Origin of the sequence: Paenibacillus protaetiae (genome assembly GCF_004135365.1) — a bacterium.
GTDB classification, from domain to species: domain Bacteria; phylum Bacillota; class Bacilli; order Paenibacillales; family Paenibacillaceae; genus Paenibacillus_AP; species Paenibacillus_AP protaetiae.
Genome location: NZ_CP035492.1, coordinates 3138769 through 3151225 on the forward strand (window position 1 = coordinate 3138769; position 12457 = coordinate 3151225).

At 51.1% G+C, this 12457-nt stretch carries 9 protein-coding genes and 1 pseudogene; all 10 read right to left on the reverse strand.

All coding sequences use genetic code 11. The annotated features are described in order from the left end of the window. Positions 1-2 precede the first annotated feature (2 nt). A pseudogene (locus ET464_RS14520) lies at positions 3-772 on the reverse strand (type III pantothenate kinase). Next, positions 769-1656 carry a carboxylating nicotinate-nucleotide diphosphorylase gene (gene nadC / locus ET464_RS14525; protein WP_129442053.1) on the reverse strand — a complete coding sequence of 296 codons (888 nt, stop codon included), beginning with the start codon at positions 1654-1656 and terminating at the stop codon, positions 769-771. The pseudogene ET464_RS14520 and the gene nadC overlap by 4 nt, the downstream one beginning before the upstream one ends. Next, positions 1649-3265: an L-aspartate oxidase gene (gene nadB, locus ET464_RS14530; RefSeq protein WP_129442055.1), complete on the reverse strand. Its 1617-nt coding sequence runs from the start codon at positions 3263-3265 to the stop codon at positions 1649-1651. The genes nadC and nadB overlap by 8 nt, the downstream gene beginning before the upstream one ends. 33 nt (positions 3266-3298) lie before the next feature. After that, positions 3299-4237 (reverse strand): quinolinate synthase NadA, encoded by a 939-nt coding sequence (nadA, locus tag ET464_RS14535; protein WP_129442057.1) that lies wholly within the window; start codon positions 4235-4237, stop codon positions 3299-3301. Positions 4238-4526: 289 nt separating this feature from the next. Then, complete coding sequence (locus tag ET464_RS14540) at positions 4527-5489, reverse strand: ABC transporter permease (protein WP_129442059.1); 963 nt, start codon at positions 5487-5489, stop codon at positions 4527-4529. 1 nt (position 5490) lies between these two features. Continuing rightward, positions 5491-6594, reverse strand: coding sequence for an ABC transporter permease (locus ET464_RS14545; RefSeq protein WP_129442061.1), 1104 nt, complete (start codon positions 6592-6594; stop codon positions 5491-5493). 3 nt (positions 6595-6597) lie between these two features. Continuing rightward, complete coding sequence (locus ET464_RS14550) at positions 6598-8142, reverse strand: ABC transporter ATP-binding protein (RefSeq protein WP_129442064.1); 1545 nt, start codon at positions 8140-8142, stop codon at positions 6598-6600. A gap of 161 nt (positions 8143-8303) precedes the next feature. Continuing rightward, on the reverse strand, positions 8304-9383 hold the full coding sequence (locus ET464_RS14555) for a BMP family lipoprotein (RefSeq protein WP_129442066.1): 1080 nt from the start codon (positions 9381-9383) through the stop codon (positions 8304-8306). Between the two features lie 358 nt (positions 9384-9741). Next, positions 9742-11739 (reverse strand): ATP-dependent zinc metalloprotease FtsH, encoded by a 1998-nt coding sequence (ftsH, locus tag ET464_RS14560; protein ID WP_129442068.1) that lies wholly within the window; start codon positions 11737-11739, stop codon positions 9742-9744. A 150-nt stretch (positions 11740-11889) separates the two neighbouring features. Continuing rightward, complete coding sequence (gene hpt / locus ET464_RS14565) at positions 11890-12429, reverse strand: hypoxanthine phosphoribosyltransferase (protein ID WP_129442070.1); 540 nt, start codon at positions 12427-12429, stop codon at positions 11890-11892. Positions 12430-12457: the final 28 nt, after the last annotated feature.

Consider the following 12457-nt stretch of genomic DNA (forward strand, 5'->3'; position numbering starts at 1 on the left):
GATTAAGCCTCCTGATTCCGTTCATAAATTAAGCGCAAGCCTTCCAGCGTCAACAGCGGATCCACCAGCTCGATCGTTTCCGATTCCGAGGCGATCAGTTCCGCCAGCCCCCTGTTGCGACAACGCGGGGACTTACATTAAATTCGCTGCGGATTTTGCGCACAATGCCGTCTACTTGCCCGGCATAGCCGTAAATAATACCCGCCTGCATCGAGGCTACCGGATTGCGGCCGATCACGCTGCGCGGCTTCGCCAGTTCAATGCGCGGCAGCTTGGCGGCGCGCTGGTACAGCGCTTCGGTCGAAATGCCGATACCCGGCACAATCGCTCCGCCCAAATAATCGCCTGCGGCGTCTATGTAGTCAAACGTAGTCGCCGTGCCGAAATCAACCACAATAAGCGGCGCGCCGTATTTTACAATGCCGGCAACGGAATTGACGATCCGGTCCGCGCCGACTTCGCGCGGGTTTTCGTAACGAATATTCAGGCCCGTTTTGATGCCTGGCCCTACAACAAGCGGTGTCTTGCGCAAATATTTCGTGCAAAGCTGCTCCAATGTCCGCATCAGCGGCGGTACGACAGAGGAAATGATGACCCCTTCCATCTGATCGAGGCGCACGCCGGCGAATTGGAACAAGTTATGGATTTGAATGCCGTATTCATCCACCGTGCCCGTCCGGTTCGTGCTGAGCCGCCAATGATGCAGCAGCTCCTTTTTCTTATAAATGCCGAGCACGATATTGGTATTCCCAACATCAATCACCAAAATCACTTGACCGCTCCTCCTTTAGGGGCGTTAAGATCAAGGCTGATGTCCAGCGCGGCAAACGAATAAGTCAATTGGCCGACCGAAATGACATCAACGCCGGTTTCTGCGATACTGTGAATCGTATCTAGGCTGACGCCGCCGGATGCTTCCAGCATAACATGCGGCGCTGCCGATTTCACGCGCTGCACCGCTTCCTTCATAAGCGGCTGCGGCATATTGTCGAACATAATAATATCCGCGCCGCTGGCGAGCGCTTCTTCCATTTGCTCCAGCGATTCGACTTCCACCTCGATCTTCATCGTATGCGGAATTTGGGCGCGCGAAGCTGCTACCGCGGCGCGAATGCCGCCGGCGCCTTTAATGTGGTTGTCTTTGATCATCACCGCATCATACAGCCCGAAGCGATGATTGGCTCCGCCGCCGACGCGTACGGCATACTTTTCAAGCATGCGGTGGCCCGGCGTCGTTTTGCGCGTATCGACCAGGCGGGTCGGCAATCCTTTCAGCGCTTGGACAAATTGATCCGTTTTGGTCGCGATGCCGGACAAGCGCTGCATCAGGTTCAGCGCCAGCCTCTCGCCCGTCAGCAGGCTGTGCGTGCTGCCTTCCACTACTGCGATGACCGTGCCTTTCTCGACGCGGTCGCCGTCCTGCACCTTCGCTTCAAATACAAGCGAGCTGTCTACGACATCAAATACAAGCTTAGCGACCGGAATGCCGGCGATCATGCCGCTTTCCTTGACGTGAATAACCGCCCGCGACACGGCTCCCGCCGGAATGGTCGTTTCCGTTGTAATATCTCCGCTGCCGATATCTTCATCCAGCCATCCGCGGATTTTTTGGCGCAGCGCTTCATCATAAGCTCCGCCTTTCGTCCATTCAAACATGCTGTTCACGCTCCTTCATCATGCTGTCCGACTCCCGGTTCAGCACGGTGTGTTTATGCCATACGGCATCATTGCGCTCCGGATAATCTTCCCGGTAATGTGCGCCGCGGCTTTCTTCGCGCTGCAAAGCCGATTCCGCCATCAGCAGGGCGCAGGTAAGCAGGTTGGCAAATTCGTATTCCTCCCGCTTGGTGAGAATCGACTGGAAGATGGAAAGCTGCCGCTTCAGCTCTTCCTGGCCTTTCAGAAGCCCTTCGGCATTCCGAAGCAAGCCGATATACCGGACCATCACCTTTTGCAGCTTCAGCCGTCTCTCGACAACCGCCTGCATCGGAACATTTGTACGAACATGCTCATTTACAATTTGCGGCTGCTCCGTCAGCGGCGCAAGCGTCCGGATGCGTTCTACAATCCGTTTACCGAACACAACGGCTTCCGACAAGGAGTTGCTCGCCAGCCGGTTTGCGCCGTGTACGCCTGTAGAGGATACTTCGCCGCACGCAAACAGCCGCTTAATATTGGTTTCCCCGTTCAAATCGGTTTTTACGCCGCCCATCATATAATGGGCCGCTGGCGCAACCGGAATCCAGTCGCTTGTCAAATCAAGGCCGTACCGCAAGCAATATTCATAAATATTCGGAAAACGGTGCATAACCATTTCCGCTGATTCATGCGTAATATCAATGTAAACAAACGTGGACTTCGTTTCTTCTATTTCATTCAGAATGGCCCGGGCTACTACGTCGCGCGGCGCCAGCTCCAGCTGCTCGTGGTAACGCTCCATAAACCGCTCGCCGCGAATGTTGCGCAAAACCGCGCCTTCGCCGCGGACAGCCTCCGAAATCAGAAACCGCGGCGCCCCCGGATAACAAAGCGAAGTCGGGTGAAACTGGATAAATTCCATATCGCGTATATCGGCACCGGCGCGATAAGCCATCGCAATCCCGTCGCCGGTCGCAACATCCGGATTGGTCGTATAGCGGTACAATTGGCCGGTGCCGCCTGAGCACAGCACCGTCGCTTTGCCGCGGACGAATACTTTTTGCCCGTCAGGCTTCTGGACGATTGCGCCGCAGCACACTCCCTCTTCCGTCACCAGGTCGATTACAAAATGATCATCCCAAATCTCAATCCCCGGATTAGCGGTAGCCTTCTCCGACAATGCGCGTACAATTTCGTAGCCGGTCGCATCGCCATTGGCATGGAGAATGCGGCGCTGGCTGTGCGCGCCTTCCTTCGTCAGCGCATACTCCCCGTTTTCGGTATCGAAATGGGTGCCCATTTCAATCAGATGCTGGACGCCCTCCGGACCTTCATGCACGAGCACCTCCACCGCTTCGCGGTCGCAAAGGCCTGCGCCGGCAAACAAAGTATCCTGCAGATGGTATTCCGGCGAATCCTCATCCGACAGCACCGCCGCTATGCCGCCTTGGGCAAAGCGGGTATTGCTGTCCATCAGCGATTTTTTCGTAATCATCAGGACGGATTCGGTTTCGCTTGCTTTTATCGCGGTAAAAAGACCGGCAATGCCGGCCCCGATGACAATAACGTCTTTTTCTATAACCGGCAGCTCGGCCAGATCAAAATCAATTAAATATCTAGGAATCATGGCATTACGCCTCCAAAGAAGGAGTAGCGCATGCTACTTCACGAGTAACATGCGCTCCAGGGATAAACGGGCTTTGTCTGCAACATCGTTAGGGACATAAATTTGCGGCTGCATCGTTTCCAGTGCTTTCACGAGCTTTTTCAAATTGTTGACCTTCATGTTCGGGCAAACCAAATATTTAGATGCAAAATGGAACGTTTTATCCGGGCTGTCCAGGCGAAGCTGGTAGCCGGTTCCGTCTTCCGTCCCGACAATAAACTCTTTTTTATCCGATTCTTTGCAATATTTAATAATAGCGGTCGTACTGCCTACAAAATCGCCAAGCGCCACAACTTCCGGACGGCATTCCGGATGGACCACAAATTCAGCGTTTGGATATTTTGCTTTCATTTCTTCAACATCTTTTACGGTCAACATGTCGTGGGTATTGCAGTACCCTTCCCAAATGATCATCTTTTTGTCGGTATTTTGCTGAACGTAATGGCCCAGGTTTTTGTCCGGCACCCAAATGATTTCGTCGCTTTCCACCGAATTGACTACTCTGACTGCATTCGCCGAGGTGCAGCAAATATCGGTTTCCGCTTTAATTTCTGCAGAAGAGTTGATATAGGTGACAACCGTTGCGTTCGGATGCTGCGCTTTCAGCTTGCGAAGCCCGTCTACGTTCACCATGTCAGCCATCGGACAGCCGGCGCGCTCGTCGGGGATAATAACCGTTTTATTCGGAGCCAAAATTTTTGCGCTCTCGCCCATAAAATGCACGCCGCAAAACACGATAACGTCCGCATCGGTTTGCGCTGCTTTTTGAGCAAGCAGGAAAGAGTCTCCGCGAAAATCGGCAACCTCCTGAATTTCGTCACGCTGATAATAATGAGCTAAAATAATGGCATTGCGCTCTTTCTTCAACTGCAATAGCCTCTCGCGCAGCTCACGGTTCTGTTCCGCTTTGCGCTCCAGTGCCAATGCTTCCACGTTAATCCTCTCCTCTGAAAAGGGATGAGCCCGTTCAATATGCCCATTCCGAATATGGCATTTTTAGACTTTGTGAAATCATGCACATACTTGGAAAGTCTAATTGCCTCAAAAATTCAAATCTGTTGATTCAAATTTACTCCAGGCGGATGCGACTGTCAATGAAATCTACATAATTCCGTCACTTTTTACTCACAAGTAAATCGAAAGCCGCAGGCCGCTCAAAAAAAGGCCTCCTTGCCCTGACGGCAAGGAGACCTCTTGATGTGCAAACAGGTGAAGCGGCCAGCTAGCGCTTGGCCGGATCGTACGGCTCGCCCAGCGCGGCAGGCGCAAAGGAACGTTTCGTAAATACCGCCAGCACGAGCAGCGTTAATATATAAGGAAGCATGTAGAACACTTCCGAAGGAATGTCCCGCGCCCAGTCAAACAGCTGCATCCATGTGCGAAGCGCTTGAGCGAAGCCGAAGAAAATGGCCGCGCCGGCTACGCCAAGCGGATTCCATCTGCCGAAGATGACGGCGGCAATGGCTATAAAGCCTTGCCCCGATATCGTGTTGTGCGCAAAACCGCTTGTCGTGGTCAACGTAATCGTTGCGCCGCCAAGGCCGGCCATTGCGCCGCTCAGCATAACGCCGATGTAACGGTATTTCGTAACGCTGATGCCCACTGTGTCGGCCGAGCTTGGATGCTCGCCAACCGCCCGTAAACGAAGGCCAAAAGGTGTACGGAACAATACGAAGTAACCGATAATACATAACACAATGACGATGTAAGTCGTCGGGTACGCGGTAAAAATCGCATCTCCGAGGAACGGAATATCCGACAAGCCCGGAATCACCCATTTGTGAAACGGAATGTCCAGCGTAGGCGTCTGGCCAGAACCTTCATAAATCGACTTCGTCAAATAAATCGCGAGACCGGACGCCAATATGTTAATGACAACCCCAACGATCGTCTGGTCCGCTTTAAACGTTATCGTCGCTACGGCATGCAGCAGTGAGAACACTATGCCAAACACCATCGCAGCAAGCAACCCGACCCACGGCGACCCTTGCCCCATGCCGCCTTTTGTCGCGTAATCGGTAATGACGGCCGATGAAAAAGCCCCCACTACCATCAAGCCTTCCAGACCGATGTTGATGACGCCGGACCGCTCCGAGAACAAGCCGCCTAACGCCGTGAAAATCAATGCCGTCGAAAATACGAGCGTAATGTTGACGAGCTGGCCCAATATTTCAGCAACATTCACGTTAGACCGCCTCCTTCTGTCCTTGTTGATCGCCTTTGCCTTTGCCCGAACGTGTTCTGAAGAAAGGCTTCAGGAAAAACTTCACAATGCCGTGCGCTGCCACAAAGAAAATAATCGACCCGATTACAATCCGGGAAATTTCGTTAGGTACGCCGGCTTCAAAGCTCATGCCGTTCGCGCCGTAACCAAGGCCGCCGAACAGGATAGCGCCAAGCAGCACGCCGATTGGCGTATTGCCGCCGAGCAGGGCCACGGCGATACCGTCAAAACCGTAGCCCGGCGACGCCGGCATCACTACCTGATAACCAAAGACGCCGAGAATTTCAAATGCGCCGCCGAGACCGGCAAACAACCCGCTAATAAACATCGACTTTACAATCGTACGGTTAACATTCATGCCGGCATACAAAGCTGCGTCTTTATTAAACCCAACCGCCCGCAGCTCGTACCCAAGCTTCGTCCGCCACAAGATGACGTAGAACAAAATAACCGCAACCAGCGCCACTACAATCCCCCAGTGTACCCGGGCGTTATTCATATGGCTCGAAAGCCAGTCCATCGTCACCATCGCCGAATCTTTGACCGGACGTGATTTTTGCTGGCCTTGCGCAACCAGCCACCTCGAAACGATCAAGTTGGACAAATACAGCCCGATCCAGTTCAACATAATAGAAGAAATAACTTCGTTAATGCCGCGTTTCGCTTTCAAATAGCCGGCAATCGCCGCCCATAAGCCGCCGAATACCGCGCCTACGATAATCGCCAACGGCGCATGGATATACCAAGGCAGATCCAGCGTAACGCCAATGATGGTCGCCCCGGTCATCCCCATCACAAACTGGCCTTCGGCGCCGATATTAAACAAGCCGGTACGATAAGCGAAAGCAATCGCAAGCCCTGTAAAAATAAGCGGGCTAATCGCACGAATCGTTTCTCCGATATCATAAGGGGTGCCGAATACTTTCTGAACCAGGGACGAATAAGCGAGCAGCGGATTGAAGCCGCCCGCCAGCATCGCGATCGCCCCTACGATCAGCCCTAATATAATAGAAACAAACGGAACGAGGATCGACGATTTCGTAAATATTTTGTTAAGTATACTCATGCGTTATCCCCTCTCCGGCTCAGCAAGTAAACCGCTTGTATCGCCAGCCATCAGCAGACCGAGCTGTTCGTCATTCCGGACGGAAGCGTCCACTTCGCCCATCAGCTTGCCTTCATACATGACAACAATCCGGTCGGACAAAGCATACAGCTCGTCGAGTTCAAATGAAACCAGCAATACGGCTTTGCCTTGATTGCGCGCTTCCACCAGCCGCTTATGCACATATTCAATCGCCCCGATATCCAGCCCGCGTGTCGGCTGAACCGCAATCAGCAGATCAGGGTCTTTCCAAATCTCTCTTGCAATAATCGCCTTCTGCTGGTTGCCGCCGGATAACGAGCGGGCAGTGGCATGAATGCCGGAAGACCGTACGTCAAATTCCTCTACCAGCTTGGCAGACAGCTCATCCATCGCTTTATAATCAATAAAGCCGCCTTTACCGAACTGCTCATTGAAATAGGTGCTTAAAATCATATTCTCGCTAAGGGTAAAATCAAGCACCAGCCCGTGTTTGTGGCGATCCTCCGGTATATGGCTTACGCCGGCAACGGAAATGTTGCGCGGCGACTGATTCGTAATATTGCGCGAATTGAGTTTCACCTCGCCGCCATTCACTTTCAGCATCCCCGTTATCGCCTGAATCAGCTCGCTTTGGCCGTTGCCGTCAACGCCGGCAATGCCTAGAATCTCGCCTGAACGAACAGTGAAATCTACGCCGTTCAGCACCTGTTTGCCTTCGGTACCTTTCATCTGCAAGCCGCTGACGTCCAGAACGACATCGCCCGGCTTCGATTTTGTTTTTTCAACGACAAAGTTTACGTCCCGTCCGACCATAAGCTCAGCCAGCTGGCGTTCGTTCGTATCCGCCGTATTGACCGTGCGGATGACCTTGCCCCGGCGGATGACCGTTACCCGGTTGGCAAGCGCCATTACTTCCTTCAGCTTATGAGTGATGAGAATAATCGACTTGCCTTCCGCCGCCAAATGGCGCAAAATTTCGATCAGCTCTTCAATTTCCTGCACGGTCAAAACCGCCGTAGGCTCGTCAAAAATTAAAATATCGGCGCCCCGGTAGAGGGTCTTCAATATTTCCACACGCTGCTGCATGCCTACCGTTATATCTTGAATCCGCACTTTCGGATCAACTTTCAGCCCGTATTGTTCGGAGATCGCCCGAACTTTATCATTTGCATGTTTATAATTAATGCTAATTCCTTTGGTTGGCTCATTGCCCAAAACAATGTTTTCCGCTACCGTAAACGGCTGTACAAGCTTAAAATGCTGATGCACCATGCCGATGCCCAGTTCAATCGCTTTGCCCGCGCCATCAATAACCACTTTCTCGCCGTTAATGACAATCTCGCCTTCATCCGGCTGATAAAGCCCGAACAAAATATTCATAAGCGTCGATTTTCCAGCGCCGTTCTCACCAAGCAGCGCGTGGATCTCGCCTTTTTTTAACTCAAAGTTAATCGAATCGTTAGCAACCAGACCTGGAAAACGTTTCGTTATTCCTTTTAACTGAACGACCGGTGCGCCTTGCTCCATCTTTAATCAACTCCTTGGCGTCCAGCCCTGCGAAGGGCGGATCTTATCAAGCAACAACCGAAAGCCGATGCCGCTAATGCCTTGCCCGTATACACATAAAGACAAGACCGGCTCCGAGGCCGGTCTTGTCGGGACATGCATCGACAGAACATTCTCCGAAATTATTTCTTTTCTGGAACTGTCGGAACGGTAATTTCACCGCTGATGATTTTTTCTTTGTATTCGTTAACTTTATCCAATACGTCTTGCGGAACGTTTTTCTTCGAAGTTTCAGGCAAGCCTACGCCATTGTCTTTCAAGCCCAAGACAATCTCTTTGCCGCCCTGGAACGTGCCGTTGATCAGATCGTTGGATACTTTGTATACTGCTTCGTTAACGCCTTTCATCATCGATGTCAACGTAATGTCATCGCCAAACTCAAGCGATTGGTCTTTATCTACACCAATAACCCATACTTTTTTGCCGGAGTTGAAACGTTCTTTCGCTTCGTTAAATACGCCGGTGCCCGCTTGACCAGCAGCTGCAAAAATAATGTCTGCGCCTTTGTTGTATTCCGTTGCGGCAGCCGTTTTGCCCAGGTCAGGCTTGTTGAAGTCGCCTGTATAGGAAACCAGAATTTCCGCATTCGGGTTCACTGCTTTAATACCTGCTGTGAAACCAGCTTCAAACTTTTGAATAACCGGCAGCTCCATGCCGCCTACAAAACCGATTTTATTTGTTTTCGTCATCAGGCCGGCTACAACGCCTACCAGGTAAGAACCTTCGTTCTCCGCAAACGTTACCGATTCAACGTTTGGTTCATTCACAACCGTATCAATCAGGGCAAACTTCGAATCCGGGTTTTGTTTAGCTACCGTAGCCATCGCATCGGAGAACAGGAAACCAATACCCCAGATCAGGTCATACTTCTGCTGTACGAATGTGTTCAGGTTCGGCTCCATATCAGCGTCGCCTTTACTTTCGAGGTATTTCGTTTGTGCACTTGTGTCCGTATGTAGCTTTTGAAGAGCTTCCCATGCGCTTTGGTTAAACGATTTGTCGTTTACGCCGCCTACGTCAGTTACCATGCCGATTTTAAATTTCGATCCGTCTGCGGAACCAGCGGAACCTGTGTCAGCCGAAGCAGATGCATCCGGCGAAGCCGAAGGCGTATTGTTCGTATTGTTGTTTTTCGAACCGCATGCCGACAAAATCAGAGTCAGTGACAAAATCAAAGCAAGCATTAAACCAGATTTCTTCATAGTTCTCTCCCCTTAGCCTTTTTATTATTGTTTGTTGGGCAACCAGCTTTATTATCGCCTTTATGTGTAGGATGTCCTACCAGTCGCTATTATTTCATTATATGACCAAAAAAATAAACGTCAATAATTTTATGTTAGAATTTATGACATAAAGATCAGGTTTATTCCCTTATTTGTGACACAAATGTAACATAAAAACGTGATAGTCCCTTTTTTCAGGCGAAATAACATGAACAAGCTTTAAGTCCTAATCGATTATAGCTTAAATCCGAACATTAAGGAAGTGTATACACAAAAAAGAACAGACGTTCATAACGGATCAAATATCCGTGAACGTCTGTTCAAACCTGCGTTTTATCTACTTATTTTCATCCGGATTGCTGGATGGATCCACATCGGAAGGAGCATCCAGGTCCCCTGGCTCACGCGTCTGAATCCGAACTTTAACTCCGCCAACCGTGTCAATGATCGGATCTACGGAAGTTGTCTCTGCTGGAACCGTGTCCCCTTCAGGCAAACCTTCGCCTGTCAGTGTACCCGATTCAATCAGATTTTTAATTTGTTCAAGCTCCAGCGTTTCTACTTTCAGCAAAGTTTCGGCGATAATATGCACTTCTTTGCTTTTCGCAGTAAGCAGTTCTTTGGCTCTTGTGTAACACTCGTTCATAATGCGCTGCATTTCTTGGTCGATTTCATATGCAATCGTATCGGAATAGTTCTGTTCATGGCCGAAGTCACGGCCAAGGAATACTTGGCCTTGCGATTGGCCGAATTGCATCGGACCAAGCTTCTCGCTCATGCCGTATTCCATAATCATGCTGCGGGCAATGCTCGTCGCTTGTTTGAAGTCGCTGTAAGCGCCGGTGCCGATTTCGCCGATAAACAGCTCTTCCGCCACACGTCCGCCAAGCAGACCCGTAATTTTGTCGAGAAGCTCTTGCTTCGTAACAAGCATACGGTCTTCCTTCGGCAACATGATGACATATCCGCCAGCACGGCCGCGAGGAATAATCGTTACTTTATGCACCATGTCGGCATGCTCCAGGAAGTAGCCGATAATGGTATGGCCGGCTTCGTGGAACGCCACGATCTTCTTCTCGCGGTCGCTGATGACACGGCTTTTCTTCTCTGTGCCGACGATCACGCGGTCGATCGCTTCGTCCACTTCCACCATCGCAATATCCCGTTTGTTGCGGCGTGCCGCAAGAAGCGCCGCTTCGTTCAGCAGGTTCTCGAGATCTGCGCCAGTAAAACCGGTAGTGCGTTTCGCGATGACATCCAGCTTCACGTCTTTCGACAGCGGCTTGTTGCGGGCATGAACTTTCAGCACCGCTTCGCGGCCTTTTACGTCTGGGCGGTCAACCGTAATTTGGCGGTCAAAACGTCCCGGGCGGAGGAGTGCCGGGTCCAAAATATCCGGACGGTTCGTTGCAGCCACGATAATAATGCCTTCGTTGGCGCCAAAGCCGTCCATCTCTACGAGCAATTGGTTCAGCGTCTGCTCGCGCTCGTCGTGCCCGCCGCCGAGGCCAGCGCCCCGCTGACGTCCGACAGCATCAATTTCATCAATAAAAATAATGCATGGCGCATTCTTTTTAGCATTTTCAAACAAATCGCGTACGCGGGATGCGCCGACGCCAACAAACATCTCTACGAAGTCGGAACCGGAGATGCTGAAGAACGGCACGCCCGCTTCGCCGGCAACCGCCCGCGCAAGCAGCGTTTTACCGGTACCCGGAGGGCCTACCAGCAGGACGCCTTTCGGTATGCGTGCGCCAACCAGATTGAATTTGCGCGGATCTTTGAGGAAGTCCACGACTTCGACAAGCTCCTGCTTCTCTTCATCTGCCCCCGCAACATCTTCAAACGTAACCCGTTTCTTCTCTTCGTTATAAAGCTTCGCACGGCTTTTGCCAAAGTTCATCACTTTGCCGCCGCCGCCCTGGGCTTGATTCATCAAAAAGAAGAATAAAATGAATATAATCACAAATGGTACAATCGAGGATAGGAACGTCAGCCATATGCTCGGCTGATCCATTTGTTTGTACTCCAGAGGGATCCCCTTCTCATCGGACCAGGCTTCAACCTTCTGGGCTGAGTCGACACCGATGCGCCCCACAAACTTGTTGGAGCTTGCTCCCTCCGGCGCTTGCTTATAACTTCCTGTAACATAATAAGTATTGTCGTCGAACTTCAAGGTCAGCTTCTCTACATTGTCCGATTCGATGGCTTGGCGAAGCTGATCGTATCTTAGTCCGACGGTAGTATCGTTCTGGCTGCTGATAAACTGGATGATCCCGACGGTGACCAAAAAGATGATTAAATAAAATCCAGTGTTACGGATGATCCGATTCATCCCCTACCTCCTCTCAGACGCTTTAAACATTTTACCATAGCATGACTTTCCATCTCAATAGAACGGGAATGGAGCAGAAGGCATGTACGGTTCATCCTTGCCGCGTCAGGCGGACGGCTGCCGCCCCCCGCGCGTCACCCCAAAAGCATCTTATTTCTCATAAACCTCCGGCTTCAAAATGCCGATGAAAGGCAGGTTGCGGTATTTTTCTGCAAAATCAAGACCGTAACCGACGACAAACTCGTCCGGGAGGGTGAAGCCTGTGTAATCAGCCTGCAGATCAACCGTTCTGCGGGCAGGCTTGTCGAACAGCGTAGCTACCGTAACACTCTTGGCATTGCGGCGCTCCAGCACATCAATCAAATAGCTGAGCGTAAGGCCGCTGTCGATAATATCTTCCACAATGAGAACATCTCTTCCTTCTACAGAAGTGTCAAGATCTTTAATGATTTTGACAACGCCGGACGATTTGGTCGACTGGCCGTAGCTCGATACCGCCATAAAATCGATTTCCAGCGGGATGGTCATTGTTTTCACAAGATCGGACATAAAAATAAACGCGCCTTTGAGGACGCAAATAACGAGCGGATTCCGCCCTTCGAAATCCCGGCTGAGCTGCTCGCCGAGCTCCTTAACTTTCGCTTGAAGCTTGCCTTCATCATATAGCACTTCCTGAATGTCGCTTAACAAAAGAAAATCCCCTACGTTATAACTATAA

What these genes read in the sequence shown, in the direction of transcription:
- ET464_RS14555 (WP_129442066.1), bottom strand. Translation starts at nt 9,383, where the DNA reads ATGAAGAAATCTGGTTTAATGCTTGCTTTGATTTTGTCACTGACTCTG.
- ET464_RS14545 (WP_129442061.1), bottom strand. Translation starts at nt 6,594, where the DNA reads ATGAGTATACTTAACAAAATATTTACGAAATCGTCGATCCTCGTTCCG.
- nadB (WP_129442055.1), bottom strand. Translation starts at nt 3,265, where the DNA reads ATGATTCCTAGATATTTAATTGATTTTGATCTGGCCGAGCTGCCGGTT.
- ET464_RS14550 (WP_129442064.1), bottom strand. Translation starts at nt 8,142, where the DNA reads ATGGAGCAAGGCGCACCGGTCGTTCAGTTAAAAGGAATAACGAAACGT.
- nadC (WP_129442053.1), bottom strand. Translation starts at nt 1,656, where the DNA reads ATGTTTGAATGGACGAAAGGCGGAGCTTATGATGAAGCGCTGCGCCAA.
- ftsH (WP_129442068.1), bottom strand. Translation starts at nt 11,739, where the DNA reads ATGAATCGGATCATCCGTAACACTGGATTTTATTTAATCATCTTTTTG.